The following is a 24,807-nucleotide window of genomic DNA, read 5'->3' as shown; positions in this document are numbered from 1 at the left end:
GGTGCCGTCCGGGCGGGCGGGCCGGTCAGGCCGGGTGCCCCGGCTCGATGTCCAGGGCGTCTCCGAGCCTGAGGAGACTGCCGCGCCGTCCGGGACGCTCGCCGCTCTGCTCGGGCGCGAGCACATGGGCCACGTGGTCGCCGGTGTCCAGCCGTTGTTCGACCAGACCGACGGTCCAGGCCGCAGCACCGGTCAGCACGACGCTGCCGCCGGGCCCCTCCCGCCAGTCCACGTCGGCGAACTTGTCGACGTCGTCACCGGTCCGGCCGCCGAACAGGGCGGCCAGGTCGTGCTGGTCCCGGGTGAGCAGGTGGACGGTGAGACGCTCGGCCCGTCGCGCCACGCGGTAGGTGTGGTTCGCCTTGGAGATCCAGACGGTGAGCCGCGGCGGGTCGATGGAGCACTGGGCCCAGAACCCGACGAGGCAGCCGGAACGCTCCCCGTCGGCGGCGGCGGTCACCACGCACATGTCGGGGTCGATCCGCTTCATGAACGCGTCGGTGGATCGCATGCGTGCCCTGCTGCCCCGGAAGCCCCGGTCCAACCCACTCCTCCTCCGGACCCGTGGCCGCACCAGGGGCGGCGGGGCGCGGCGGGTCCGGCGCCGCGCGCCGGGGCGCGGCGGCCCGGCGCGGGTCAGCCGCTGCGCAGGAGCCGGTGCAGCGCGGCCCGGAGGGCGTCGACGAAGGCATCGCGGCGGTCGGCGGGGACCGCGTCGAGGGAGAGGTAGGGGTTGAGGTCCTCGAGTTCGACCAGCAGCAGCCTGCCGTCCCCGTCCCGGCAGGCGTCGACGCGCTGGATGCCGTGGGAGACGGTGTTCCACTCGACGAAGCGGCGCGCGAACGCCAGGTCGGCGGGCGTGGGCTCGTAGGGGACCAGTTCCCAGCGCCGGGCGGGGTCGGGGGCGTACAGGGCGTACTGGAAGTCGTGGTCGACGAAGTAGAACGACACCTCGTACGCGAAGTCGACGCGGGGCTGCACGAGGACGTCGCCGTACTCGACGCCGTCGAGTTCCTCCGGGGCGAGGACGCGCAGGCCCACGGAGTCGGCGCCGAGCCGGGGCTTGACCACGTAGGCGTCGGCGGCGGGCAGGCGGCCGAGGTCCTCGGGGCGGTCGACGGTGGGGATGACGGGGTGACCGGCCGCGGTGAGGTCGAGCAGGTACTGCTTGCCCGCCATGTCGCCCCTGCCGGTGAGCTCGTTGTAGACGAGGGTGCCGGCGGCGAGCGCGCGTTCCCGGAAGTCCTGGTAGGCGTCCCGGTGGCCGAGGACGGGGCCGCTGTTGCGGACCAGTACGGCGTCGAAGGAGTCCATCAGGGCCGCGGCCTGGCGGGGGTGGCAGAGGGCGACGTCGAAGTCCTCGGCCAGCCGGGCGGAGAGGTGGATGTCCTCGTCGCAGTAGCGGCGGCCCGCGGCCGGGTAGGCGAGGTCGGTGACGTGCAGCAGGCGGGGACGGGCGGCGGGCATGGGCTACTCCTCGGGCGGGCGTCGGCGCAGGTCAACCTAGCCGGTGCACTCCGTACCCCCACGGAGGGGACGCGGTGCCGCGGGTCCGTGGGCGGTGCTACGTTCGCGGCATGAGTTTCCCGTCGAAGCCGCCGATGCGTGACGCGCTGGTCGAGGCCGCCTTCCGGCTCTTCCTGGAGCGGGGGTACGAGCAGACGACGGTGGAGGACATCGTCACCCTGGCCGGGGTGGGCCGTCGTTCGTTCTTCCGGTACTTCCCCTCCAAGGAGGGTGTGGTCTTCCCGGACCACGAGCGCCGGCTCGCCGAGGTGACCGAGTTCCTCGCGGGGGGCGACAAGGGCGAGGACCCGGTGGCGCGGGTCTGCGAGGCGGTCCGGCTGGTGCTGCGGCTCTACACCGACAACCCGACCTTCTCGGTGCAGCGCTACCGGCTGACCAAGACCGTCCCCGGCCTGCGCGCCTACGAGTTGTCGGTGGTGTGGCGCTACGAGCGGACCTTCGCCGGGTACCTGCGGGACCGGCTCTCCGACCGCCCGGACGGGGCGCTGCGGGCGGACGTGATCGCCGCGGCGGTGGTGGCGGCCCACAACAACGTGCTGCGGTCGTGGCTCCGGTCGGAGGGGCAGGGCGACGCCTGGGAGGCGGTGGACCGGGCGCTCGGGTACGTGCGCGAGGCCTTCGGGGACGGGGCGGACCGGGACCGCCCGGACGACGACGTGGTCGTGGTGGTGGCGCGCCGGAGGGCGCCGATGTGGCGGGTGGTGCGGGAGGTCGAGTCCGCGCTGGAACCCCGGCCGGAGCACCAAGAATGACGGTACGCAGTACCTTTACGTGTGACACTGGGTGCCATACGCTGTGCTTCGCGCGCGGGGGCGCCGCGCGCTTCGGATTCCGTCCGAGCGCAGGGAGATGACAGTCGTGTTCCAGTCAGGATTCGCCTCTCACGCGGCCACCGGCTCCTCCGCGACGGGTGTGCTCGATCACGGCACCCAGGAGACCGAGGCCTTGAGCTACCAGCGGTGCACCTGGTGCGGTACCGCGATGTACCACCGGCTGCTGTGCCCGGTCTGCGCGGGGAGCGACCTGGTGACGGAGCGCAGCGCGGGCGCCGGAACGGTACTCCGGTCGACGGTGGTCCACCGGAACACCCCGTCGGCGCGGAACGTGTCGCTGATAGAGATGGCCGAGGGCTTCGTGGTGCGCGGCCGGGTGACCGGCCCCCCGGCGGGTGTGCACACCGGTGACCGGGTCCGGCTGGTCACGGCGAAGGATCCGGTGCGGGGCGAGCCGGTCTTCCAGCTCTCGGAGGACACGCACCGGTCCTGGCACTGACGCCCTGCCGGTCCTGGGGCCGATACCGGACTCCCGTGTCCCCGCGGGGCGGGAACACGGGCAACGGACACGAAGGGTTCAGGAGGCGCGGGCCGGGCGGCGGCGGGGCTTGGGCCGCGGGGTGGCGGCGGCCCACTCCCCCACCAGGCGCTGATACCTGCGGCGCTGCTCGTGGTCGAGCCGGCCGCCGGACTTCATCAACAGGTCCCGGATCTCCTCGTTCACCTCTGCCGCCGTACGCCGGCGGGCGGTTTCAGGAGTGGTGGACATGTTGTGAAGCATACGGGGAGAGCCGCCGGGACAATGTGAGCAATCCGGCGAAAACGCACTTGTCCGACGTGGCAATGATCACGTGCCGGGTTTGCGGCCCCAGACGAAGACCTCGTCGCCGGTCCGCAGCGAACTCCAGTACTTCTTGGCGTCCTTGGGCGTCATGTTGACGCATCCGTGCGAGCCGGGCGGGGCCCAGACGCTCATGGTCACCGAGTGGAAGGCCTGGCCGCCGTCGAAGAACTGGCTGTACGGCATGGGCACGTGGTAGATCGTCGAGACGTGGTCGATGTTCCGCCACGAGATCTTCTTGAGCCCGGTGCGGGTCTCGTAGCCGTCGCGGCCGGTGCGCACCGGGACGGGGCCGTACACCAGCTTGCGCCCGTCCTGGATCCAGCTCAGCTGCCGGGTGAGGTCGACGCAGGCGATGCGGCCCTTGTCGACCGGGCAGCGCCCCGCCGCGTTGGGGTTCTTTCCCGCCGCCCGCTGCCGGTTCATGAGGTCCATCACGCGCCACGTGATCGGGCCCGCGTAGCCCGCGCTGGGGGTGATCAGGTGCTTCTTCTGGAAGGCGCGGACGGCCTCGCAGTCGGCGCGCGACTGCCGGCCGTCCACGGGGCGGCCGAGGAAGCGCTCGGCCTGCCGCTGGTAGGGACCCGCGCCGGCGGTGCAGGCGGCGGCGGCGACGGGCGCGGTCTCCGCCGCCCCGGCCGGTGCGGCGCCCACGGTGAGGGCGAGCGGTGCGGTGAGCACGGCGGTGAGCAGGGCCGCGGCCCGTCTGCGGATGTCCCCCATGAGCCGGAGCCTTCCTCTGTCGGTGTGCCGGGTACGCCGACAGGGGTCCACGCCCCAGGAGCGCCCGGGGGTGGGAGACGTCGGTGAGGAAATGATGACATCACCGGCACCGTCACCGGAAGCCCGGAGACGAGCGCCACGCCGCGAGGGCGTGCCGCGCTCACCGTCCCGGCCCCCGGGTGACGGGGGCGCCCTGTGCCGGCCGGTGCCCCGGCCGACGAGGGCGCCGTGTGCCGGTCAGTGCCCCCGGGCGATCCATTCGTCGAGGTGAGGGGCCTCTTCGCCGATGGTGGTGGCGTCGCCGTGGCCGGTCAGGACCTTGGTGTCCGGCGGCAGGGTGAGCAGTTTCCCGCGGATGGATTCGATGATGTCCGGGAAACTGGACCAGGACCGGCCGGTGGCTCCCGGGCCTCCCTGGAAGAGGGTGTCGCCGGTGAGGACGACCCCCAGGCCGACGGCGCGCAGGCAGACGGCGCCCGGGGCGTGGCCGGGGGTGTGGATCACCTCGAGGTCGGTTCCGGCCACCTCGATGCGCAGGCCGTCCTCGAGCCAGGCGTCGGGGAGCCGGTCGGGGTGGGTCTGCTTCCACAGGTGCAGGTCGTCGGGGTGCAGCCAGATCGTGGCCCCGGTGCGCTCGGCGAGCTCGGGGGCGGCGCCGATGTGGTCGTTGTGGGCGTGGGTGCAGATGATGCCGGTCAGGCGGCGGTCGCCCACGGCCCGCAGGATCGCCTCCGCGTCGTGCGCGGCGTCGATCACCACGGCCTCGTGGTCGTCGCCGACGATCCAGACGTTGTTGTCCACGTCCCAGGTGCCGCCGTCCAGGCTGAACCGGCCCGAGGTCACCAGGTGTTCGATGCGGGCGACCATCAGAGGACCACCACCGAACGCAGGACGTCACCCTGGTGCATCCGCTCGAACGCCTTCTCCACGTCGGTGAGTTCGATGGTCTCGGTGACGAACTTGTCCAGCGGCAGGCGGCCCTGGAGGTGCAGGTCGACCAGCATCGGGAAGTCCCGGGACGGCAGGCAGTCGCCGTACCAGGAGGACTTCAGCGAGCCGCCGCGGCCGAAGACGTCGAGCAGCGGGAGCTCGAGCTGCATCTCCGGGGTGGGCACGCCGACCAGGACGACGGTGCCGGCCAGGTCGCGGGCGTAGAAGGCCTGCCGGTAGGTCTCCGGGTGACCCACGGCCTCGACGACCACGTCGGCGCCGAAGCCGCCGGTGAGCTCGCGGATCGCCTCCACGGGGTCGGCGTTGCGGGAGTTGACGGTGTGGGTGGCGCCGAAGGTGCGGGCGGTCTCCAGCTTCCGGTCGTCGATGTCGACGGCGATGATCTTCGCGGCGCCGGCCAACTGTGCCCCCGCGATGGCCGCGTCGCCGACGCCGCCGCAGCCGATCACGGCGACGCTGTCGCCCCGGCCGACGCCGCCGGTGTTGATGGAGGCGCCGATGCCGGCCATCACGCCGCAGCCGAGCAGGCCGGCCACGGCCGGGGAGACGGCCGGGTCCACCTTGGTGCACTGGCCGGCCGCGACCAGGGTCTTCTCGGCGAAGGCGCCGATGCCCAGGGCGGGGGTCAGTTCCGTGCCGTCGGCCAGGGTCATCTTCTGCCGGGCGTTGTGGGTGTCGAAGCAGTACCAGGGGCGCCCGCGCAGGCAGGCACGGCACCGGCCGCACACCGCCCGCCAGTTGAGGACGACGAAGTCGCCCGGGGCGACGTCGGTGACGCCCTCGCCGACGGACTCCACGACGCCGGCGGCCTCGTGGCCGAGCAGGAAGGGGTAGTCGTCGCCGATGCCGCCCTGCTTGTAGTGCAGGTCGGTGTGGCAGACCCCGCAGGCCTGCACCTTCACCACGGCCTCGCCCGGGCCCGGGTCGGGCACCAGGATGGTCTCGACCCGCACCGGCTCGTTCCTGCCGGGGGCGACTACGCCGCGTACTTCCTGCGCCATGGAGTGACCTTTCGTGGGTGACCTGACCAGCCGTCCAACGGTACGTCACGCGGCCTCCCACGAGGCGCAGCGGTCGGGCCCGTCGCACGGATCGCCGTGGGCCGGGCCGCCCCCGGAGTGGGGGGCGGACCGGCACGGCGGGAGGGGCTAGAAGGGGTAGTGGGCGTGCTCGGTGGCGACGGTCACCCAGCGGGTGGCGGAGAAGGCCTCGATGCCCCAGCGCCCGCCGAACCGGCCGTAGCCGGACGCCTTGACGCCGCCGAAGGGCGCCTGCGGCTCGTCGCCGACGGACTGGTCGTTGACGTGGACGATGCCGGTGCGGATCCGCCGGGCGAGGTTCAGGCCGTGGGTGGCGTTCTCGGTGATGATGCCGCAGGTGAGCCCGTTCTCGGTGTCGTTGGCCAGTGCGACGGCCTCGTCGTCGGTGGTGAAGGTCCGTACCACGCACACGGGGCCGAAGGCTTCCGCGTAGTAGAGGTCGGCGTCCTCCGGGACGTCGGTGAGCACGGTCGCCGGGTGGACGGCGCCCTCGGGTTCGCCGCCGCCGGTGAGGACGGTGGCGCCCTTGTCCACGGCGTCCCGGACCAGGGCGGCCACCCGGCGGGCGGCGTCGGCGGTGACCAGCGGGCCGATCACCGTCTCCGGGCGGGTCGGGTCGCCGGACGGCAGCGAGGCGACCTTGGCTGCGAAACGGCGGCAGAACTCCTCGGCCAGCGACGCGTGGACCAGGACCCGGTCGCCCGACATGCAGATCTGGCCGGCGTTCATGAAGACGCCGAAGGTGGCGGCGTCGACCGCGTAGTCGAGGTCGGCGTCCTCCAGGACGATCACGGCGTTCTTGCCGCCGAGTTCCAGGACCGCGGGCTTGAGGTGGCGGGCGGCGTGGGTGCCGATGATCCGGCCGACGCCGGTGGAGCCGGTGAAGTTGACGGCACGCACCCGGGGGTCGGCGATCAGCGTCTCGGCGATCTCGGCGGCGTCCTCGCGCGCGTTGGTGACGACGTTGAGGACGCCGTCCGGCAGGCCGGCCTCGCGGAGCACGTCCGCGACGAAGAGGGCGCAGGCGACCGGGGCGTCCTCGCTGGCCTTGACCACCACGGTGTTGCCGGAGGCGAGCGGCGCGGCGACGGCCCGGACGCCGAGGATGACCGGGGCGTTCCAGGGGGCGAAGGCGGCTATGACGCCCAGCGGCTCGCGGACCGCCATGCCCAGCACGCCCTCCTGCTGGGAGCTGAGGACCTCGCCGCGGGGCGCGGTCACCGCGGCGGCCGCCTCGCGCAGCATGTTGGCTCCGAGACCGGCGTTGAACATGGCCCAGGGGCGGGTGCCGCCGGCCTCGTCCGCCATCATCGCGGCGACCTGCTCCGCCTTGCCGTCCATGATGTCGGCGGCCTTGAGCAGGATGGCGCGGCGGGCGAAGGGCGGGAGCGCGGCCCACGACTCGAAGGCGGCGTCCGCCGCGTCCACGGCGCGCCGTACGTCCTCCGGTCCGGCGGCGGCGACGTGTGCGTACACCTCACCCGTGTACGGATTGACGTCCTCGGTGGTCCGCCCGGAGGCGGCGGGCACGTCCTTGCCGCCGATCAGCAGGTCACGGGTGAGGGTCATGGTGCGGTTCCCCATCGTTCGTGGATGTACGGAGCGATCGGGTGAACACGTGTTCACCCGTCCAGGCATGCTCCGTGTACTGACGATCGGAAGTCAAGACGTCACCGCCTCCGACCCCGGCATCGTCCACGCCGCGCCACCGCCCGCACACGGGCGGTGAGCGTCCGGGCCACCGGAACCCCGGTCCAGGAAATCTGCACACCCGCTGCCCGAAGCGGGCACCGCCCGCGCCTCCCCCGCACCGCCCGCCGCGGGCCGCGGCCCGGAATGACCCGTTCCGGGAAGACCACGTACGAAGGGTCCGCGGCCATGGCGTGCCGCTTGTGGGGATGCGATCACCGAGCGGTGACGGCGGGTTCACGCTTCCCGCCGACATCCGGCCGAATGCCCAGCTCAGGGGGGATGTTGATTGGAGGGCGGCGTCGGCGCCGTGCTTTGATCCCACCGCGCCGCAGGTCCCCGCCGGCTCCGTCCGGGCGTCGGCGGACGCGGTGCGATTCCCCCTGTGAAGGTCCTTACGAAGGGAAGTCCCTCATGAGCTTCGTCCCCCAGGTCGAGACCGCCGAGATCTCCGACGCCGAGCTGGACAACGTCTCCGGCGGCCTCGTCGGCGAGACCCTCGGCGCCGTGACGGGCATCGTGGACGGCATCGTGCCGGTCTCCGGCATCCTGAACACCGCTGTCGCCACGCTCGAGGGCGCCACCGGCCTGAACACCGCCCCGATCACCGGCCTGGTCAACGGCCTCTGATCGCACCCGGTGCCGCCGGGTCCCGGAGCCGCCCCGCGGTTCCGGGGCTCCCGGCGTTCCGTCCCGGTCCCCCGCACGGGGGCGCCGGTTCCGTACAGGCGAAAGAAGTCCCGTGCAGTTCCGCCAGCAGGCTCTCGACAAGCTGCGGTCACCGGAGGATCTCGAGCTCCCCGCCCGGCTCGCCCGCCCGCAGGGCCGGCTGGCGCTCTCGGTGACCCTGGCCGTGATGGCCGCCGCCTCCGTGTGGGCGGTGACCGGATCGGTCACCACCACGGTCGGCGCGCCGGCCGTGCTCTCGCACGGGCGGGGAAGCTACGTCCTGCAGAGCCCCGTCACCGGACAGGTGACCGAGGTGCTCGCCGGGGAGGGCGACCGGCTCGCCGCCGGGGCGCCGGTCCTCGAGGTGCGCACGGCCGGGGGCGACGCCCTGGTGCGGGCGGTCGAGGCCGGCCGGGTCACCGCCCTCGCCGTGACCGCCGGGGCGGTCCTGCAGACCGGCGCCGACGTGGCCGCGGTCGAGAAGGTCTCCGACCCGGACGCCCCGCTCCTGGCCACCGTCTACGTCCCGGCGGGCAGGGCCGCCGAGGTCCGCGAGGGCGACCGGGTGGACCTGACCGTGCAGACCGCCCCCGCCTCCCGGTACGGGGTGCTGCGCGGGACGGTGACGTCGGTGGAACGGCGTGCCCGGTCCGCGCGGGCCGTCGCCTCCTTCCTGGGCGACGCGCAGCTCGCCGCGCGGCTCACCGAGGACGGCGCGCCCGTCGCCGTCACCGTGGCGCTCACCCGCTCGTCCTCGACGCGGAGCGGCTACGCCTGGTCCACCGAGGACGGCCCGTCCTTCCGGCTCGACTCCATGACCCCAGCCACCGCCTCGGTCCGCGTCGCCGACCAGCACCCCGTCGATTGGCTCCTGCCGTGACCGCCCCGCCCCGGAACGAACCGGCGCCGCCCGTCCGCGGCCGGCGCCGGGCCGCCCCGAGGAAGCCCCCGGTCCGCCGGTCGCGCCGCCGGCCCGTGCGCACCCCCACCGTGCTGCAGATGGAGGCCGTCGAGTGCGGCGCCGCCGCGCTCGCCATGGTGCTCGGCCACCACGGTTGCCATGTGCCGCTCGAGGAGCTGCGCATCGCCTGCGGTGTCTCCCGTGACGGCTCGCGGGCCGGCAACCTGCTGAAGGCGGCCCGGAGTCATGGCATGACCGCCAAGGGCATGCAGATGGACACCGCGGCCCTCGCCGGGGTCGCGGCCCCGGCGATCCTGTTCTGGGAGTTCAACCACTACGTCGTCCTCGACGGCATGGGCCGGCGGTTCGGCAGGCGCGGGGCGTACGTCAACGATCCCGCCGAGGGCCGGCGGTTCGTGCCCCTGGAGGACTTCGACACCAGCTTCACCGGCGTGGTGCTGGTGATGGAACCCGGCCCGGACTTCCGGCGCGGCGGTCGCCGTCCGGGGGCGCTCGGCGCGCTGCCCGCCCGGCTGCGCGGCACCGCGGGGGCGCTGCCGGCCGCGGTGCTGGCGAGCCTGCTGCTGGTGCTGGTCGGCGCGGCCGTCCCGGCCCTCGGCCGCACCTACATCGACACTTTCCTCATCGGCGGGCAGACCTCGCTGCTGGGCGTGCTGTTCACGTCGATGGGGGCCTGCGTGCTCCTCACCGCGGTACTGACCTGGCTCCAGCAGGGCAACCTGCTGCGCGGGCGGATCATCTCCTCCACGCTCTCCAGCGCCCGGTTCCTGCGCCATCTGCTGCGGCTTCCGGTCACCTTCTTCTCCCAGCGCGGCCCGGCCGACCTGGTGCAGCGGCTGGAGTCCAACGACTCGGTGGCCGAGACCCTCTCGCGGGACCTCGCCTCCGCGGGCGTGGACGCGGTGGTCGTGGTGCTCTACGCGGTGCTCCTCCACACCTACGACCCGCAGCTCACCGCCGTCGGCGTCGGGGTGGCCCTGCTCAACGTGGTCGCCATGCGGGTGGTCGTCCGGCTGCGGGCGACCCGCACCGCCAAGCTGCGCGCCGACTCCGCCCGGCTCACCAACACCGCGTACACCGGGCTCCAGCTCATCGAGACCATGAAGGCGACCGGCGGCGAGGACGGCTACTTCCGCAGGTGGGCGGGGCAGCACGCCATCACCTTGGAGGAGCAGCAGCGCCTGGGTGTCCCCACCGCCTGGCTCGGCGTGGTGGCGCCGACGCTCGCCACCCTCAACAGCGCCCTGATCCTCTGGATCGGCGGCCTGCGGGCGGTGGAGGGCCACATCACGGTGGGTCTGCTGGTGGCCTTCCAGGCGCTGGTCACCCGCTTCACCGCGCCGCTGACCCGGCTCAACGGGGTGGCCGGGCGGATCCAGGACTTCGCGGCCGACGTGGCCCGGCTGAAGGACGTGGAGAACTTCGCGCCCGATCCGCTCCACACCCGCGGCGGCGAGGACTCCACCCGCCGCCTGCGCGGGCACGTCGAGCTGCGGAACGTCGCCTTCGGCTACAGCCCGCTCGACGAGCCGCTGCTCAGCGGGTTCGACCTGACGGTCGGCCCGGGGCGGCAGGTGGCCCTGGTGGGCGGGTCCGGCAGCGGGAAGTCGACGGTGGCGCGGCTGCTGTCGGGGCTGTACGCCCCCTGGGAGGGGGAGATCCTGATCGACGGCCGGCGGCTGGAGGACATCCCGCGCGGCGCGCTGGCCGCCTCGGTGTCCTTCGTCGACCAGGACGTCTTCCTCTTCGAGGGCACGGTCCGTGACAACGTCGCGCTGTGGGACCCGTCGGTCCCCGACGAGGCGGTGGTCGACGCCCTGAAGGACGCCGCCCTGTACGACGTGGTGATGCGCCGCCCCGGCGGCATCCACAGCCCGGTCGAGCAGGACGGCCGGAACTTCTCCGGCGGTCAGCGGCAGCGGCTGGAGATCGCCCGCGCCCTCGTCCGCCGCCCCAGCGTCCTGGTCCTCGACGAGGTGACCAGCGCGCTGGACGCCGAGACGGAGCTGGTCGTGATGGACAGCCTGCGCCGCCGCGGCTGCGCCTGCGTGGTCGTCGCCCACCGGCTCAGCACGGTCCGGGACAGCGACGAGATCGTGGTGCTCCGGCACGGCGCGGTCGTGGAGCGCGGCACCCACCACCGGCTGGTGGCCGCCGGCGGGGCCTACGCACAACTGGTCAGGGAGCGGTAGATGACGTCCGTGAACGACGGGGACCACGCCTTCCGGGACACCGGTCTCGCGGCGCTCGACGGTCTGGGCGCCCCCGTGGACTGCTCCGGCCCCCGGCTCGACCTGGAGGGTCCGCAGGTGCTGTGGCTGGTCGCCGCGGGAGCGCTCGACGTGTTCGCGGTGGACGCGGTGGGCCAGGGCCACTGGCACCACCTGGGCCGGCTGGAGGCCGGCTCGCTGCTGCTCGGACCGGTCCCCGGCCCCCGGCACACGCTGGTGGCGCGGCCCCTGCGGGACTGCGCGGTGCGCCGGATCCAGCTGCGCGAGCTGTACCAGCCGGTCACCGGGCGGACCTGGACGTACGACGAGTACGGCAATCCGCTCCACCTGAGCCCCGGGTACTCCGCCGCCGACGCGGGCCCGCTGGAGCACGCCCTGGCCCTCGGCGTGGGACGGGGCCTGTCGGTGCTCTTCCAGGCCCCGATGGCGGCGGTCCTCACCGCCGAGTTCACCGAGGGCTTCTCCACCGGGCCGGACTTCCAGCAGGCCGCGGAGCACCTGGCGCGCAGGGCCGACGAGGACGTCCTCTGGATGCACGTGCCGCCCGGCGGTGTCGCCCCCGGTTCCCTCTACGGCGCGGAGGCCGCCGCCGACCTGCTGATGGACCCGTCCCTCTGGCAGGGCATGGTCGACCGGCAGTTCCGTCTGCTCTCCGCCCTGGACCGGTGGATCGAGCAGCGGGAGAGGACCCACGAGAGCCGGGCGGCGGCGGGCATCAGAGCGGGCCAGGAGGCCCGCGACCGGGCCGACCGCACCCTGCTGGCCTCCCTCGGCGGCCGTTCGCGCCGCCGGATCACCGACGTCGACGAGGACGCCACCTGGGCGGCCTGCCGGCTCGTGGCCGGGGCGGCGGGCGTCACGCTGACCGATCCGGCGCGCGGGGACGCGGGCGCCGAACGGCTGGACCCGGTGGAGCGGATCGCCGCCGTCTCCCGGGTGCGGACGCGGACCGTGCGGCTGGGCGGGGGCCGCTGGTGGAAGGAGGACGTCGGGCCGCTGCTGGGCTTTCGCGCGCTGTCCGGCGCGCCGGTGGCGCTGCTGTGGCGGCGCGGGGGCTATGCCGCGGTGCATCCGACCACCGGCCGGGAGACCCGGATCGGCGCGGGGAACGCCGGCGACTACGACACCCGCGCGGTGATGTTCTTCCGCCCCCTGCCCGAGCGGCGCACCACCCCGCTGCGGCTGGCCCGGTTCGTGCTGTCCGGCGCCCGGGGCGACCTGGCCGCGCTGCTGCTCGGCGGGCTGGTCACCGTCGCCGTGGGCGTGACGGTGCCGGTGGTCACCGGCAAGGTGCTGGGCGCGTACGTGCCGCAGGCGCGGACCGACCTGATCGCCCTGGCCTGCACCGCCGTGCTGGTGGCCGCGGTGGTGTCGGCGGTGTTCCTGCTGCTGCAGAACCTCACCATGCTCCGCCTGGAGGGCCGGATCGAGGCCGTGCTCCAGCCCGCGGTGTGGGACCGGCTGCTGCGGCTGCCGGCGGGGTTCTTCACCGGGCGCTCCACCGGCGAGCTGGCCGGCGCGGCGATGGGCATCAGCCGGATCCGGCAGCTCCTGGCGGGCGTGGGCCCGGTGGCGGCCCAGTCGCTGACCGTCGGCACCGTCAACCTGGGGCTGCTGCTGTGGTACGACGTGAGGATGGCGCTGGCCGCGATCGGCCTGCTGCTGGTGCTCGCCGCGGTGTTCCTGGCGCTGGGCCTGTGGCAGGTGCGGTGGCAGCGCCGGCTGGTCCGGCTCACCCACAGGCTCAACAACCAGGCGTTCCAGACGCTGCGCGGCCTGCCCAAGCTGAGGGTCGCGGCGGCCGAGAACTACGCCTACGCGGCCTGGGCGGGCGAGTTCGCGCGCAGCCGCGAGATGCACCGGCGGCTGGGCGGCATCAAGAACCTCAACGCGGTGCTCGGCTCGGTGGCCCTCCCGGTGTGCTCGCTGCTGATGTTCATGCTGCTGGCGGGTCCGGCGCGGGGTTCGATGCCGCCCGCGGACTTCCTCGCCTTCAACACGGCGGTGACGATGCTGCTGGGCTCGGTCACCCAGCTGACCGGCGCGGCGGTCTCGGTGGTGGCGGCGCTGCCGCTGTTCGAGGAGCTGCGGCCGGTGCTGGACGCGGTGCCGGAGGTGCGGCGGGCGAGCACCCCGCCGGGGCGGCTCTCCGGGGCGATCGAGGCGCGGCGGCTGTCGTTCCGCTACTCCGACGACGGGCCGCCGGTCCTCGACGACGTGTCCTTCGAGGTCGGTCCCGGCGAGTTCGTGGCGATCGTCGGTCCTAGCGGCTGCGGCAAGTCGACGCTGCTGAGGCTGCTGATCGGCTTCGACCGGCCGGCCTCGGGGAGCGTCCTCTACGACGGTCAGGACCTGGCCGCGCTGGACCGGGCGGCGGTGCGGCGGCAGTGCGGGGTGGTGCTGCAGCACGCCCAGCCGTTCACCGGGTCGGTGCTGGACGTCGTCCGCGGGCACGAGCCGTACACCCCCGAGGACGTGATGGAGGCGGCGGAGCTGGCCGGGCTGGGCGACGACATCCGGCAGATGCCGATGGGGCTGCACACCCTGGTGGCCGGCAGCGGATCGCTCTCCGGCGGTCAGCGGCAGCGCCTGATGATCGCCCAGGCGCTGATCCGGCGGCCGCGGATCCTCTTCCTCGACGAGGCCACCAGTGCCCTGGACAACGAGACCCAGCGGCGGGTGATCGAGAGCACCCGGGCGCTGCGGGCCACCCGGGTGGTGATCGCGCACCGCCTGTCCACGGTGATGGACGCCGACCGCGTGATCGTGATGGACGACGGGCGGGTGGCGCAGACCGGGTCCCCGGCGGAACTGCTGGCCGACACCGGCGGGCGTCTGCACGAGCTGGTGCGCCGCCAGATGGCGTAGCCGGAGGAGTCCGCGCCTGTTCCCGGCGGTGCCGGGTACCCGCAGGTCCGCCCCCTCCGGGGGCACGACACGCAGACACCTGTGAGACCGAGGAGACGACGGTGAACCATCACCACAGCGACCGCGACCGCGAGGACGACCAGCCGCGCACCGCGCTGGCCGAGGCGTTCCGGGAGGCCGAGGAGGCCGCCGCCCGCGCGGACGGCCGGAGCCAGGACGGGCAGGAGCGCTCCGGTGAGGCCGGCGACGCGACGTCACCGAACCCCGCCGCCCAGGAGCAGGCGCGGCAGGAGCGCTGACCTGGCGGTCCGCCCGGGTACCCGGCGTCGCGGCGGGTACCCGGGCCGCATGAGTCACGACCGCGACGATCTTCACGACCTGCACGCACCCGCGTTGCCGTCCTCCCGGGGCCCGCTGTCCGCGGGCGTCCTCGCCCTGCTGCGCGGCGAGGGCCCGCCGCCCCCGACGGCGCTCGCCGAGGAGGCCGACCCGTACGGGGACGACCTCCAGCTGGCCCTCTACTGCTGCTACGAACTCCACTACCGCGGCTTCGCCGGGGTGGACCCGGCCCTGGAGTGGGACCCGGACCTGCTGGCCGTGCGCCGGGCGATGGAGAACCGGTTCCTCGCGGCGCTGCGCCGTGACGTGCCGGTGCACGGGGACGTGCGGTCCGCCGTGAAGGAGCTCCTGGTGGAGCCGTCGGAGGGCACGGGGGTCACCTGGTTCCTGCGGGACGAGGGCGAGCTGCGCCACCTGCGGGAGTACGCCGCGATGCGGTCGGTGTACCACCTGAAGGAGGCGGACCCGCACGCCTGGGTGCTGCCCCGGCTGTGGGGGCGCGCCAAGGCGGCCATGGTCTCGGTGGAGTTCGACGAGTTCGGCGGCGGCCGTGCCGAGCGGGTGCACGCCAAGCTCTTCGCCGACCTGATGGCGGACCTGGGCCTGGAGACCGCCTACGGCCGCTACCTCGACCCCGCCCCCGCCCCCGCCCTGGCCGTGGTCAACCTGATGTCGCTGCTGGGCCTGCACCGCGCCCTGCGGGGCGCGCTGGTGGGCCACTTCGCGACCGTGGAGATCACCTCCTCGCCCGGGTCGCGTCGCCTGGCGGAGGCCATGCGCCGCACCGGCGCCGGACCGGCCGCCGAGTTCTTCTACGACGAGCACGTCGAGGCGGACGCGGTGCACGAGCAGGTGGTCCGCCACGAGGTGATCGGCGGCCTGCTGGAGGAGGAGCCGTACCTGGAGGCCGACGTCGTGTTCGGCATCGACGCGACGGTGTTCCTGGAGGACCGGCTGGCCGACCACGTCATGGACCGCTGGCGCGGGGACCGCACGGCGCTGCGTTCGCCGCTCGCCGAGCCGGTCGGGGCTTCCGCGTGAGCGGGGCGGTGGCCGGCGCGGGCCGCGCCGAGGGACGGAACCGGCCGGGTGACGGTGACCCGGAGTTCGGCCATGCACCGGCCCGACCTGGGTATTCGGCCCGTGTGAAGCGACCTTTGGTGATCCCCGGCGTGTACGCGCCCCAGGACGACACCCGCCTCCTTCTCGAGGCCCTGGACGACGAAGCCCTCTCCCCGGGCGCCCGTGTGCTCGACGTGGGCACCGGCTCGGGCGCCCTGGCCCTGGCGGCCGCCCGGCGCGGCGGCGAGGTCACGGCCGTGGACGTCTCGCGCCGCGCGGTGGCCGGTGTCCGGATCAACGCCCTGCTGCACCGCGTCCGGGTGCGCGCGGTCCGCGGCGACCTGTTCGCACCGGTGCGGGGCCAGGCGTTCGACGTGATCACGGCCAATCCCCCGTACGTGCCGACGCCCCCGGGCGGTCTGCGCGGGCGGCCGCGCGAGGCGCGGGCGTGGGACGCCGGGGACGACGGCCGGCTGGTGGTCGACCGGATCTGCCGGGAGGCCCCGGACCTGCTGCGTCCGGGCGGCGTCCTGCTGATGGTGCACTCCGCGCTGTGCGGTCCCGCCGCCACGGAGGAGCGGCTGCGGGCGGCCGGGCTCAAGGCGTCCGTGACGCTCCGGCGGCAGGTGGCCTTCGGGCCGGTGCTCCGTGACCGGGTGAACTGGCTGCGGCACCGGGGGCTGATCTCCCCGGAGCAGGCCCGTGCGGAGCGGGAGGAACTGGTGGTGGTCCGTGCCGAACGACCCGAGTGAGCAGACCGGCGCCCCGGCCGCGGACGGCCGGACGGCGGACGGCCGGACGGCGGACGGCCGGACGGCGGCCGGGCGGGCGCCCGAGGCGCGACGGATCGTGGTGCCCCGCCGGGGGCCGATGCTGGTCGAGGGACCGGTGGAGGTGGAGCTGGAGGACGGCACGGTGGCGTCCTCGGACCGGTTCCGGGTGGCCCTGTGCACCTGCCGGCTGAGCGAGCGCTACCCGTGGTGCGACACCAGCCACCGAAGGCGGCGCTGACCGTGGCCCGCGCCGCCGCCGGGTCACAGCTGCCACTCCCGCAGGCGGTCGGCGGCGGCGTAGACGTCGGCCTTGCCCGTGACCAGGTCGCGGGCGAGGTCGACGAGCGCGCCGTACGGCGGGTCGATGCCGGCGCCGCTGGCGTACATGTAGGCGACCGCGGTGGCGCAGGCGAACCGGGCGTTGGAGGCGGGCAGCGGCCTGAGCACGACGAGCGTGTGCAGCAGGGCCGCGGCGCGCCAGGCCGGGTCGGAGTCGACGCCGAGGCGCGGCGGGTCCACCCGGTGCCGGGCCACGGCGGCCACCAGGGCGGAGAAGTCGGTGATGGTCGGCTGGTCCGGCAGCACCTCCTCGTGGCGCTGCAGCAGCCAGGGCACGTCGATGTGGAGGACGGCGGCCATGGGTCAGGCGGCCCGCCCGGCTCCCCGCAGGGGCGGCTCGTCGTCGGGGAAGGCGGCGGCGAACTCGGCGGCGTGGGCGGTGAAGAAGCGGCGGAACGCCTCGGCGCCCTCCTGGAGCGCCCGGTGACGGGCTATGTCGGCCGCCGCCGCCTCGCGGACCAGGGCCTTCATGGAGGTACCGCGCTCCTTGGCGATCTGCCGCAGGTCCTCGAGCTCGCGGTCGCTGAACTCGACATTGAGTGCTGGCATGGCGCCAAGGTACCGCCGACCCGACCGGCCGTAAATATCCGCAGGTCAGAGCAGTGGGAACGTCCTTTCGAGCCGGTACCGCGAGGAGGACGGCCGCGGGGCGCCGCGGCCGCCCGCCGCCCGTGCGGGGACCGGACCGCCGCCCGCCCGGCCCAAGGCGGCGGCACGCGCCCGTGTCCGAACGACTACGCTGGGACCGACGTGACGCGACGGTCACGGAATGTGCCCTCGATGGAGTGCCGACCATGAGCCCGGTCAATCCGCTCGACGATGCCGCGACGGCACGGGTCGTCGTCGACGACGACGGCGTCGTGCTCGAGTGGAACGAGGGAGCCACGCGGCTCCTCGGCCACACCGCGAGCGACGTCGTGGGCGGCCCGGTCTCCGCGCTGTGCGCCCCGGGGGGCGGCTGCGGCGGCCTCCTCACCGGCGACGCGGCCTCCGAGCAGCGGCTCGTCTCGACGGTCCCGGTGCGCCACTGTGACGGCCGTACCGTGCCGGTGGGCCTGATCGCCCACCGCAGACCGCCGCGCGGCGACCGGCCGGGCCGGTGGGTCATCGTCGCCCCGGTCGGCGAGACCTCCCGGCCGCTGCAGCCGGACGACCCGCTGGCCACGGTGGAGCTGGTGCAGTCACCCTGCGCGATGGCGGTCTTCGACGCCGGTCTGCGCCTGCGCGCGATGAACACCGACATGGCGAGGGTGATGGGCGCCCCCGCCGAACGGCTGCGCGGTCTGCGGGTGACCGAGATCGGCGGGCGCGAGGAACTGGCCGAGGTCGAGCAGACCATGCGCCAGGTCCTGGACACCGGCAAGCACTACTCGGTGCGGACGTACCTGCCGCAGCTCGGCGGGAGCGGGGTGATCCGCGCCTGGCTGACCAGCATGGCCCCGGTCCTGAACGGCTCGGGGGCGGTCTGCGGCGTCTCGCTCGCCGCCCACGACTTCACCGAGCAGCTCAGGGCCCGGGAGCGTCTGGAGCTGGTCAACGAGGCGAGCACCCGGGTGGGCACCACGCTGGACGTCCGCCGGACCGCGCAGGAGTTCGCGGACGTGCTGGTGCCGGCGCTGGCCGACTTCGTCAGCGTGGACCTGCTCGACCCGGAGCACGGCGGCGACCCGCCCTCGGAGCCGCCCTCGCCGGGGGTGCCGGTGAAGCTCCGCCGGGCGGCCGACCGCTCGGTGCTGGGCCGGGCGGACGCCTTCCCGGAGATCGGCGAGCTGGACTCCTACCCCGGCACCACCCTGCAGTCCGACGCGCTCAGCCAGGCCAGGACGCTGATCGTCACCGACACGCCGGAGGGGATGGCGCGCCGCTTCGCCTACCGCGACGGCCTGGCCCGCCGGGTGGTGGAGGTCGGGCTGCACTCGGCGCTGGCGGTGCCGCTGCGGGCCCGCGGCATGATCCTCGGCGTGGCCCTGCTGGCCCGCCACCGGCACCAGGAGCGGTTCTCCCGCGACGACGTGCTGCTGGCCGAGGAGGTCGCGGCGACGGCCGCCGTCTGCATCGACAACGCCCGCCGCTACTCGCGGGAGCGGGAGGTGGCGCTGGCGCTCCAGCGGAGCCTGCTGCCGCGCTCGCTGCCGGTCACCGCCGCCCTGCAGGCCGCCTCGCGCTATCTGCCGGCGGCCCGGGCGGGCGGCGTCGGCGGCGACTGGTTCGACATCATCCCGCTCTCCGGCATGCGGGTGGCGATGGTGGTCGGCGACGTGGTGGGCCACGGCGTGCAGGCGTCCGCCACCATGGGCCGTCTGCGCACCGCGGTGCGCACCCTGGCCGACATCGACCTGGCCCCCGACGAGCTCCTGACCCATCTGGACGACCTGGTCGTCCGCCTCTCCGAGGAGGCGGGCAACGACGGCAGTCCGGGCGAGGTCGGCGCGACCTGCCTGTACGCGGTCTACGACCCGGTGTCCCGGCGCTGCTCCATGGCCCGCGCGGGGCACCATCCGCCCCTGATCGTCCGCCCGGGCGGCCTGCCCGAGCCGGTCGAGATGCCGGCCGGCCCTCCGCTGGGGGTGGGCGGGCTGCCCTTCGAGGTGGCCGACCTGGAACTGCCCGAGGGCACGGTCCTCGCCTTCTACACCGACGGTCTGGTGACGCATCACGGTCAGGACGTCGACACCGGCCGCGCCCGGCTCCAGGAGGCGCTGGCGGAGCCCGCGGAGTCCCTGGACGCCAGTTGCGAGCACATCCTGGCGCGGCTGCTCCCCAAGGGCGACGTGGCCGACGACGTCGCGCTGCTGCTGGCCCGCACCCGCGGCCTGCCCTCGTCCAAGGTGGCCACCTGGGACATCCCCGCCGATCCGGCCCTGGTCGCGGCGATCCGCAAGCAGTCGGTGAAGCAGCTCGAGCACTGGGGGCTGGAGGAGGCGACCTTCACCGCCGAACTGGTCGTCAGCGAGCTGGTCACCAACGCCATCCGGTACGGGGCCCGACCCATCCGGCTGCGGCTGATCCACGGCGCCTCCACCCTGATCTGCGAGGTCTCGGACACCAGTCACACCGCCCCGCACCTGCGCCGCGCCCGGACCTTCGACGAGGGCGGCCGCGGTCTGCTGCTGGTGGCCCAGCTGACCCAGCGCTGGGGCACCCGGCACACCCCGGAGGGCAAGACGATCTGGGCCGAACTGACGCTGCTCGAGGGCGAGTAGCGCGTCCCGGAGGCGGTCTTTCCGAATCCGGTCCTCGGGAGGACGATGACGGGACATCCGTCCCGACGTTCTCCGGGGAGTGTGGACGACCATGGGCATCTCGCGTGCGAAGCGGTACCGCGGCGCTCTGTGGACGGCGGCCGCCCTGCTCCCGGCCCAGCTGCTCCTGGCGGGCTGCCGGGGCGGGGAGTCCGAGGCGTCGCCGGCCGGCCCGGCCGCGGCGACCGGCTCGGAACCGGCCGCCGTCACCACCCGGTGCCGCACCTCCGGCCTGTCGGCGTCGGTGGGCCCCGGCGACGCGGGAGCGGGGCAGCGCGCCTTCTCGGTGGCTCTCACCAACCAGTCGGGCAAGGCCTGCTTCCTGCGCGGCTACCCCGGCGCGGCGTTCACGGACGCCGGGGGCGGGCAGCTGGGGCCGGACCCCGAGCGGATCCCTGACGCGCCGGCGGCCAGGGTCACCCTGGCTCCCGGGGAGAGCGCCTGGGCCGCGCTGTCGTACTCCAACCCGGAGCTCACCGACGCGAGGACCGCCGTCCCGGAGACGCTGCTGATCACCCCTCCGGACGAGCACAGGCCGCTGAGCGTGCGCTGGGAGGGCGGCAAGGTGCCGGTCTCGGGCAGGACGACGCTCTCGGTGACGGCGTTCACCTCGCGGACGGGCCGCTAGCCGGGGCGCCGGACGGGACGGTGTGCGCGCCTCGGCGGCCCGTCGTTGGTGCCCCCAGGTGAGGGGGCGGCGTGTCCGGTGCCCGGCGGCGGCCCGCGGGGCACCGGGGGGCCATGCTCGTCGGCGGACCCGACGCCGCTGACCCCCGGAGGAACCGGTGCCGACATCGCCGACCCCGCCGTCCCGTACCCCGCTCACCCGGCGGGCCCGTGTCGCGCTGACCGTGGGAGCCGTGGGCCTCACGCTGACCGCGGTCGCCCAGCTGCCGGGCTCCCCGCCCGCCGACGGCCGCGGGCCCGCCCGCGCGGCGGCGCCCTCGCCCTCCGCCACGCCGACCGCCCCGGGCGCCGCGGCGCCCGCCCCGGAGACCCTGTGCGCGCCGGCCGGAGTGCTGGAGGGCGCGGGCGGCCGGAGCGCCTCGGTCTCGCTGTGCACCTCCACCGGCGGCCCCTCGCTGGCCCTGTCCGCCCCCGCCTCCTGCACGGCCGGCGGGGAGACGCGCGCCTGCCGCACCTCGGGCACCTGGACCGCCCGCCGCGACGGCGAGGTGGTCGCCCGGGGCACGCTGCCCGGCTCCGCCGACTACCCCGGCCCGGGCACGTACGAGATCACCGCCGAGGTGCGGGTGCGCTCGACGCCCGAGGGTGTGGACCTGGCGGGCGACGTGAGCGCACCGCTCACCCTCACCCAGCCGCTGCGGGAACCGACGCACCGCATCGTGGTGGACCGGGAGCGGCTGCGCCCCGGGCGCACCACGGTGCTGACGTACACCGTCCACCGGGACAGCGAGGCGGGTGACGGCAGCGGACGGTTCGGGCTGATCGGCGAGGAGGAGTCCGGTGTCCGCCTCACCACCGAGGACCCGCGGTGCGTCAACCCGCTGATCGGCCGCCACCCGTCGAAGAAGCGTCTGAACCACGCGCTGGACTGCGCGCTCACCGACCTCCAGCCGGGCAACCCCTCCACGGTCGTCGTCCGGGCCACCACCACCGGCACGTGCTCGACCGTCGTGTCGAAGCTGGGGTACTGGATGCCCCAGGGCCAGACCTTCCGCACCGGGGGCATGGTGGCCGGGCCCACCGTCACCTGCGCCGGGTGACCGCGCGCCTTCCGGCCGGGTGTCGCCCGCAGGGGTGATTTCCGGCTGTCCCCGGGTTTTCCCCGGGGCCGTCACGCATGAAGCCCTGAGGGCGGGGCAGACGCTTGTCGGGTCCCGCCGCGCTCCCCCGTCGTGGCGGGGCCCACCAGCGTCTGCGCCCGCTCCTCGCGCGGCGGCCCCCGGCGCCTCCTCCCCTCCCCCGCCTCCCGCGGACGCCCCTCGGCCGCGGGCCGGCCCGGTTCCCCGTCGCCCCGGCACGGTGCCGATCACGAAAAAGGGGGAACGCGTCCCTGGGAGCGGACCTGCCGGTCCGCGGAGGCCACCCGGGAAGGCGGACGCAGATGGGCGAGGGGAACGCCGAGTACGGCCGCAAGAAGTTCAAGCGGTCGCGAAGCCACTTCGCGGACCGGATCACGGCCGACGGCGCGGACGGCTGGCCGGTGGAGCCGGGCCGCTACCGGCTGGTGGTCAGCCGGGCCTGCCCCTGGGCGAGCCGCGCGGTGATCTCCCGGCGCCTGCTGGGGCTCGAGGACGCCGTCTCGCTGGCGGTCACCGACCCGATCCAGGACGACCGGAGCTGGCGTTTCACCCTCGACCCGGACGACCGCGACCCGGTGCTGGGCATCCGGTTCCTCCACGAGGCCTACGACCGGCGCGAGAGGGACTACCCCGGCGGCGTCAGCGTCCCGGCGATCGTCGACGTGCCGAGCGGGAAGCTCGTCACCAACGACTTCCAGCAGATCACCCTGGACCTCGCCACCGAGTGGACGGCCCACCACCGGGAGGGGGCGCCGGACCTGTATCCGGAGCCGCTGCGGGCGGAGATCGACGAGGTCATGGAGGGCGTCTACCGGGACGTCAACAACGGTGTCTACCGGGCGGGCTTCGCGACCACGCAGGCCGACTACGAGGAGGCGTGCCGCGCGGTCTTCGACCGGCTGGAGCGGCTCGCCGGGCGGCTGGAGCGCCGGCGCTACCTGGTGGGCGACACCGTCACCGAGGCCGACATCCGCCTCTTCACCACACTCGTACGTTTCGACCCGGTCTACCACGGTCACTTCAAGTGCAACCTGTGGAAGCTGGCGGAGAACCCGGTGCTCTGGGCCTACGCACGCGACCTGTACCAGACCCCCGGGTTCGGCGACACGGTCGACTTCGACCACATCAAGCGGCACTACTACGTGGTGCACCAAGGCATCAACCCCACCCAGGTGGTGCCACTCGGACCGGACCTGTCGGCCTGGCTGACCCCGCACCACCGGGAGCAGCTCGGCGGCCGGCCGTTCGGCGACGGAACGCCCCCCGGCCCGGTGCCGCGGGGCGAGGAGGTTCCCCCGTCGGGGCGGCCCTGACCGGCCCGGCGACCTCGGACACGACCGCGAGAACACAAGGAGAGACCTCTTGGCCACCTACGCGCAGAAGAAGCAGACGCTGCCCACCGTCTACAAGCCGCTCGGATTCGCGGTCAGCTGGGGCGGTGGACGGCTGGCCACCGCCGCCTTCCAGAAGACGTGGAAGGCCATCAAGCACGAGGACAACGCCCCCGACGCCCTCGACCGGGACCGCCGGTGGGGCGAGATCCTGCTGGCCGCCGCGATCCAGGGCGCCATCTTCGCCCTGGTGCGGGCGGTCATCGACCGGAGCAGCGCCCAGGCGCTGGAGCGCAGGACGGGCGTGTGGCCCGAGAAGGCGAAGGGCCAGGGCCGGGACTGACACCGGCCCGCCCGCCCCGCCGCCGGGGCTCCGGGACTCGTCCCGGGGCCCCGGTTCCTCGTGTTCGGGGGTGCGTTCTCTCTTCCGGCATGTGACGCGCGAGAGTGATCCGGGTCACATGTCCGAGGGGTATGCGCGCCTGACCGGAAGGGCAGCTTCGAAACGGCTCGCGTTTCAACTTGGCCGATTTGAAACGCACTTGAGCCCCCTTCCGTCCCGAAAGGACCCCCCATGCCTCAGGACGTCACGTTCGACCTCCCCTTCTCCACGCCGGTCAGCCCGCACCTGGAGTACGCCAGGGAACGGCATCTGCGCTGGGTCCGTGACCGGGGGCTGGTCCGCAGCGAGGCGGGGTTCGAGGAGTACTGCTCGTGGGATCTGCCGCAGGCGGCGGCGCGTACCTATCCGTACGCCTCGGCCGAGGACATGACCGTTCTGATGAACTGGTTCTCGCTGGCCTTCCTCTTCGACGACCAGTTCGACGCCAACCGGCCGGACCGGGCCGACCGGATAACCGAGGTGGCGCGCGAGCTGATCGTCACGCCGCTGCGCCCCGCCGGGACGGCGCCGCGGGTGGTGTGTCCGATCACCGAGGCGTGGGCGGAGGTCTGGGCGCAGCTGTCGCGCGGCATGTCCCTCACCTGGCAGACCCGGTTCGCCGCCTCCTGGGGCAGATTCCTGACCGCCCACTGCGAGGAGGTCGACCTGGCGGCCGCCGGCCTGGAGGGCACGCTCGGGGTGAAGGAGTACGCGGAGTTCCGCCGCCGCACGGTGGGCATCCACCACAGCATCGACGCGGGTGAGCGCAGCCGCGGCTTCGAGGTCCCGGCCCAGGTGCAGGCGCACCCGGTCATGGAGCGGATGCGGGACCTGGCCGCGGACGTCATCGGCTTCATGAACGACATCCACTCCTTCGAGCGGGAACGGCGCCGGGGGGACGGGCACAACCTCATCGCCGTGCTCCGCCGGGAGCAGGGCTGTTCGTGGGAGGAGGCCGCCGACGAGGCGTACCGGATGACCGCCGCCTGCCTGACCGAGTACCTGGCGCTCGAGGCCCGGGTGCCCGCGATGTGCGACGAGCTGGCGCTGACGGAGGACGAGCGCCTGCGCACCCGGATGGGTGTCGAGGCCGTGCAGCACTGGATCAACGGCAACTACGAGTGGGCCCTGGTCACCGGCCGCTACGCGGCGGACAAGGACACCCTGGCGGCGGCGGCCGAGCGGGCGGGCCGGGGCTCGGTGGACGACCTGCTGTCGGTGGGCTGACCCGCCGGTCGCCGAGGGGTCCGGCACCGCGGACGACTCGGCGGGGGGGGGGGGGGGGGGGGGGGGCCGGGGGGGGGCCCCCCCCCCGGGGGGGGGGGGGCGGGGCCCGCAC

Annotated in this window: 25 protein-coding genes; 16 read left to right on the top strand and 9 right to left on the bottom strand. The window is 74.3% G+C overall.

What is annotated here, in order from left to right; genetic code table 11:
• Positions 1 to 25 precede the first annotated feature (25 nt).
• Both ABZ836_RS20530 and ABZ836_RS20525 read right to left on the bottom strand, forming a co-directional pair.
• Positions 26 to 511 carry a flavin reductase family protein gene (locus ABZ836_RS20530; RefSeq protein WP_356133220.1) on the bottom strand — a complete coding sequence of 162 codons (486 nt, stop codon included), beginning with the start codon at positions 509 to 511 and terminating at the stop codon, positions 26 to 28.
• A gap of 125 nt (positions 512 to 636) precedes the next feature.
• Positions 637 to 1,467, bottom strand: a complete 831-nt coding sequence (locus ABZ836_RS20525; RefSeq protein ID WP_356133218.1) for a hypothetical protein — start codon at positions 1,465 to 1,467, stop codon at positions 637 to 639.
• Positions 1,468 to 1,577: 110 nt separating this feature from the next.
• On the opposite strand from ABZ836_RS20525, the gene ABZ836_RS20520 reads away from it, so the two are divergent.
• Both ABZ836_RS20520 and ABZ836_RS20515 read left to right on the top strand, forming a co-directional pair.
• On the top strand, positions 1,578 to 2,279 hold the full coding sequence (locus ABZ836_RS20520) for a TetR family transcriptional regulator (protein ID WP_356133216.1): 702 nt from the start codon (positions 1,578 to 1,580) through the stop codon (positions 2,277 to 2,279).
• A gap of 97 nt (positions 2,280 to 2,376) precedes the next feature.
• Positions 2,377 to 2,799, top strand: coding sequence for an OB-fold domain-containing protein (locus ABZ836_RS20515; protein ID WP_361144099.1), 423 nt, complete (start codon positions 2,377 to 2,379; stop codon positions 2,797 to 2,799).
• 78 nt (positions 2,800 to 2,877) lie between these two features.
• On the opposite strand, the gene ABZ836_RS20510 is transcribed toward ABZ836_RS20515, so the two are convergent.
• The 5 genes from ABZ836_RS20510 to ABZ836_RS20490 all read right to left on the bottom strand — a co-directional run bounded on the left by ABZ836_RS20510 (position 2,878) and on the right by ABZ836_RS20490 (position 7,424).
• Positions 2,878 to 3,081, bottom strand: a complete 204-nt coding sequence (locus tag ABZ836_RS20510; protein ID WP_356133213.1) for a hypothetical protein — start codon at positions 3,079 to 3,081, stop codon at positions 2,878 to 2,880.
• 66 nt (positions 3,082 to 3,147) lie between these two features.
• Complete coding sequence (locus ABZ836_RS20505; RefSeq protein ID WP_361144096.1) at positions 3,148 to 3,864, bottom strand: L,D-transpeptidase; 717 nt, start codon at positions 3,862 to 3,864, stop codon at positions 3,148 to 3,150.
• A gap of 237 nt (positions 3,865 to 4,101) precedes the next feature.
• Positions 4,102 to 4,731 carry an MBL fold metallo-hydrolase gene (locus ABZ836_RS20500; RefSeq protein WP_356133209.1) on the bottom strand — a complete coding sequence of 210 codons (630 nt, stop codon included), beginning with the start codon at positions 4,729 to 4,731 and terminating at the stop codon, positions 4,102 to 4,104.
• Positions 4,731 to 5,816, bottom strand: a complete 1,086-nt coding sequence (locus ABZ836_RS20495; RefSeq protein WP_356133207.1) for an S-(hydroxymethyl)mycothiol dehydrogenase — start codon at positions 5,814 to 5,816, stop codon at positions 4,731 to 4,733. The genes ABZ836_RS20500 and ABZ836_RS20495 overlap by 1 nt, the downstream gene beginning before the upstream one ends.
• A gap of 147 nt (positions 5,817 to 5,963) precedes the next feature.
• Positions 5,964 to 7,424, bottom strand: a complete 1,461-nt coding sequence (locus ABZ836_RS20490; protein ID WP_361144092.1) for an aldehyde dehydrogenase family protein — start codon at positions 7,422 to 7,424, stop codon at positions 5,964 to 5,966.
• A 534-nt stretch (positions 7,425 to 7,958) separates the two neighbouring features.
• On the opposite strand from ABZ836_RS20490, the gene ABZ836_RS20485 reads away from it, so the two are divergent.
• The 8 genes from ABZ836_RS20485 to ABZ836_RS20450 all read left to right on the top strand — a co-directional run bounded on the left by ABZ836_RS20485 (position 7,959) and on the right by ABZ836_RS20450 (position 16,646).
• Positions 7,959 to 8,174: a type A2 lantipeptide gene (locus tag ABZ836_RS20485; RefSeq protein ID WP_356133203.1), complete on the top strand. Its 216-nt coding sequence runs from the start codon at positions 7,959 to 7,961 to the stop codon at positions 8,172 to 8,174.
• Positions 8,175 to 8,286: 112 nt separating this feature from the next.
• Positions 8,287 to 9,093 (top strand): HlyD family efflux transporter periplasmic adaptor subunit, encoded by an 807-nt coding sequence (locus tag ABZ836_RS20480; RefSeq protein ID WP_361144089.1) that lies wholly within the window; start codon positions 8,287 to 8,289, stop codon positions 9,091 to 9,093.
• Entirely contained in the window at positions 9,090 to 11,327 is a 2,238-nt protein-coding gene (locus ABZ836_RS20475) for an NHLP family bacteriocin export ABC transporter peptidase/permease/ATPase subunit (RefSeq protein WP_361144086.1), read from the top strand. Before ABZ836_RS20480 ends, ABZ836_RS20475 begins: the two co-directional genes overlap by 4 nt.
• A complete protein-coding gene (locus tag ABZ836_RS20470; protein WP_361144083.1) occupies positions 11,328 to 14,234 on the top strand; it encodes an NHLP bacteriocin export ABC transporter permease/ATPase subunit in 2,907 nt (968 codons plus the stop codon).
• Between the two features lie 101 nt (positions 14,235 to 14,335).
• Positions 14,336 to 14,533 (top strand): hypothetical protein, encoded by a 198-nt coding sequence (locus tag ABZ836_RS20465; protein ID WP_361144080.1) that lies wholly within the window; start codon positions 14,336 to 14,338, stop codon positions 14,531 to 14,533.
• 49 nt (positions 14,534 to 14,582) lie between these two features.
• Positions 14,583 to 15,614, top strand: a complete 1,032-nt coding sequence (locus tag ABZ836_RS20460; protein WP_356133194.1) for an iron-containing redox enzyme family protein — start codon at positions 14,583 to 14,585, stop codon at positions 15,612 to 15,614.
• A gap of 104 nt (positions 15,615 to 15,718) precedes the next feature.
• Positions 15,719 to 16,387 carry a HemK2/MTQ2 family protein methyltransferase gene (locus ABZ836_RS20455; protein ID WP_361144077.1) on the top strand — a complete coding sequence of 223 codons (669 nt, stop codon included), beginning with the start codon at positions 15,719 to 15,721 and terminating at the stop codon, positions 16,385 to 16,387.
• A gap of 118 nt (positions 16,388 to 16,505) precedes the next feature.
• Positions 16,506 to 16,646: a CDGSH iron-sulfur domain-containing protein gene (locus ABZ836_RS20450; protein WP_356133344.1), complete on the top strand. Its 141-nt coding sequence runs from the start codon at positions 16,506 to 16,508 to the stop codon at positions 16,644 to 16,646.
• A 23-nt stretch (positions 16,647 to 16,669) separates the two neighbouring features.
• Here the strand turns inward: ABZ836_RS20450 and ABZ836_RS20445 are convergent, their stop codons facing one another.
• Positions 16,670 to 17,047 carry a toxin Doc gene (locus ABZ836_RS20445; RefSeq protein WP_356133190.1) on the bottom strand — a complete coding sequence of 126 codons (378 nt, stop codon included), beginning with the start codon at positions 17,045 to 17,047 and terminating at the stop codon, positions 16,670 to 16,672.
• Between the two features lie 3 nt (positions 17,048 to 17,050).
• Positions 17,051 to 17,296, bottom strand: coding sequence for a hypothetical protein (locus ABZ836_RS20440; RefSeq protein ID WP_356133188.1), 246 nt, complete (start codon positions 17,294 to 17,296; stop codon positions 17,051 to 17,053).
• 245 nt (positions 17,297 to 17,541) lie between these two features.
• Here ABZ836_RS20440 and ABZ836_RS20435 point away from each other — a divergent pair, with 245 nt between their 5' ends.
• The 6 genes from ABZ836_RS20435 (at position 17,542) to ABZ836_RS20410 (ending at position 24,695) form a co-directional block, all read left to right on the top strand.
• Positions 17,542 to 19,950: a SpoIIE family protein phosphatase gene (locus ABZ836_RS20435; protein WP_361144073.1), complete on the top strand. Its 2,409-nt coding sequence runs from the start codon at positions 17,542 to 17,544 to the stop codon at positions 19,948 to 19,950.
• A 91-nt stretch (positions 19,951 to 20,041) separates the two neighbouring features.
• Positions 20,042 to 20,617, top strand: a complete 576-nt coding sequence (locus ABZ836_RS20430) for a DUF4232 domain-containing protein (protein ID WP_361144070.1) — start codon at positions 20,042 to 20,044, stop codon at positions 20,615 to 20,617.
• Positions 20,618 to 20,774: 157 nt separating this feature from the next.
• The gene (locus ABZ836_RS20425; RefSeq protein WP_361144067.1) at positions 20,775 to 21,716 is read left to right on the top strand and encodes a hypothetical protein; all 942 of its coding nucleotides are present in this window, start codon (positions 20,775 to 20,777) and stop codon (positions 21,714 to 21,716) included.
• Positions 21,717 to 22,057: 341 nt separating this feature from the next.
• A complete protein-coding gene (locus ABZ836_RS20420) occupies positions 22,058 to 23,068 on the top strand; it encodes a glutathione S-transferase C-terminal domain-containing protein (RefSeq protein ID WP_361144064.1) in 1,011 nt (336 codons plus the stop codon).
• A gap of 49 nt (positions 23,069 to 23,117) precedes the next feature.
• The gene (locus tag ABZ836_RS20415) at positions 23,118 to 23,429 is read left to right on the top strand and encodes a DUF4235 domain-containing protein (RefSeq protein WP_356133178.1); all 312 of its coding nucleotides are present in this window, start codon (positions 23,118 to 23,120) and stop codon (positions 23,427 to 23,429) included.
• Between the two features lie 231 nt (positions 23,430 to 23,660).
• Positions 23,661 to 24,695: a 7-epi-alpha-eudesmol synthase gene (locus ABZ836_RS20410; RefSeq protein WP_361144060.1), complete on the top strand. Its 1,035-nt coding sequence runs from the start codon at positions 23,661 to 23,663 to the stop codon at positions 24,693 to 24,695.
• Positions 24,696 to 24,807: the final 112 nt, after the last annotated feature.

This window comes from Streptomyces sp. NPDC047130 (assembly GCF_040643475.1).
Lineage (GTDB): Bacteria > Actinomycetota > Actinomycetes > Streptomycetales > Streptomycetaceae > Streptomyces.
The sequence above is the reverse complement of the archived record's forward strand: the minus strand, read 5'-3'. Positions and strand labels throughout refer to the sequence as shown.

What these genes read in the sequence shown, in the direction of transcription:
- ABZ836_RS20530 (WP_356133220.1), bottom strand. Translation starts at nt 511, where the DNA reads ATGCGATCCACCGACGCGTTCATGAAGCGGATCGACCCCGACATGTGC.
- ABZ836_RS20525 (WP_356133218.1), bottom strand. Translation starts at nt 1,467, where the DNA reads ATGCCCGCCGCCCGTCCCCGCCTGCTGCACGTCACCGACCTCGCCTAC.
- ABZ836_RS20520 (WP_356133216.1), top strand. Translation starts at nt 1,578, where the DNA reads ATGAGTTTCCCGTCGAAGCCGCCGATGCGTGACGCGCTGGTCGAGGCC.
- ABZ836_RS20515 (WP_361144099.1), top strand. Translation starts at nt 2,377, where the DNA reads ATGACAGTCGTGTTCCAGTCAGGATTCGCCTCTCACGCGGCCACCGGC.
- ABZ836_RS20510 (WP_356133213.1), bottom strand. Translation starts at nt 3,081, where the DNA reads ATGCTTCACAACATGTCCACCACTCCTGAAACCGCCCGCCGGCGTACG.
- ABZ836_RS20505 (WP_361144096.1), bottom strand. Translation starts at nt 3,864, where the DNA reads ATGGGGGACATCCGCAGACGGGCCGCGGCCCTGCTCACCGCCGTGCTC.
- ABZ836_RS20500 (WP_356133209.1), bottom strand. Translation starts at nt 4,731, where the DNA reads ATGGTCGCCCGCATCGAACACCTGGTGACCTCGGGCCGGTTCAGCCTG.
- ABZ836_RS20495 (WP_356133207.1), bottom strand. Translation starts at nt 5,816, where the DNA reads ATGGCGCAGGAAGTACGCGGCGTAGTCGCCCCCGGCAGGAACGAGCCG.
- ABZ836_RS20490 (WP_361144092.1), bottom strand. Translation starts at nt 7,424, where the DNA reads ATGACCCTCACCCGTGACCTGCTGATCGGCGGCAAGGACGTGCCCGCC.
- ABZ836_RS20485 (WP_356133203.1), top strand. Translation starts at nt 7,959, where the DNA reads ATGAGCTTCGTCCCCCAGGTCGAGACCGCCGAGATCTCCGACGCCGAG.
- ABZ836_RS20470 (WP_361144083.1), top strand. Translation starts at nt 11,328, where the DNA reads ATGACGTCCGTGAACGACGGGGACCACGCCTTCCGGGACACCGGTCTC.
- ABZ836_RS20460 (WP_356133194.1), top strand. Translation starts at nt 14,583, where the DNA reads ATGAGTCACGACCGCGACGATCTTCACGACCTGCACGCACCCGCGTTG.
- ABZ836_RS20450 (WP_356133344.1), top strand. Translation starts at nt 16,506, where the DNA reads ATGCTGGTCGAGGGACCGGTGGAGGTGGAGCTGGAGGACGGCACGGTG.
- ABZ836_RS20445 (WP_356133190.1), bottom strand. Translation starts at nt 17,047, where the DNA reads ATGGCCGCCGTCCTCCACATCGACGTGCCCTGGCTGCTGCAGCGCCAC.
- ABZ836_RS20440 (WP_356133188.1), bottom strand. Translation starts at nt 17,296, where the DNA reads ATGCCAGCACTCAATGTCGAGTTCAGCGACCGCGAGCTCGAGGACCTG.
- ABZ836_RS20435 (WP_361144073.1), top strand. Translation starts at nt 17,542, where the DNA reads ATGAGCCCGGTCAATCCGCTCGACGATGCCGCGACGGCACGGGTCGTC.
- ABZ836_RS20430 (WP_361144070.1), top strand. Translation starts at nt 20,042, where the DNA reads ATGGGCATCTCGCGTGCGAAGCGGTACCGCGGCGCTCTGTGGACGGCG.
- ABZ836_RS20420 (WP_361144064.1), top strand. Translation starts at nt 22,058, where the DNA reads ATGGGCGAGGGGAACGCCGAGTACGGCCGCAAGAAGTTCAAGCGGTCG.
- ABZ836_RS20410 (WP_361144060.1), top strand. Translation starts at nt 23,661, where the DNA reads ATGCCTCAGGACGTCACGTTCGACCTCCCCTTCTCCACGCCGGTCAGC.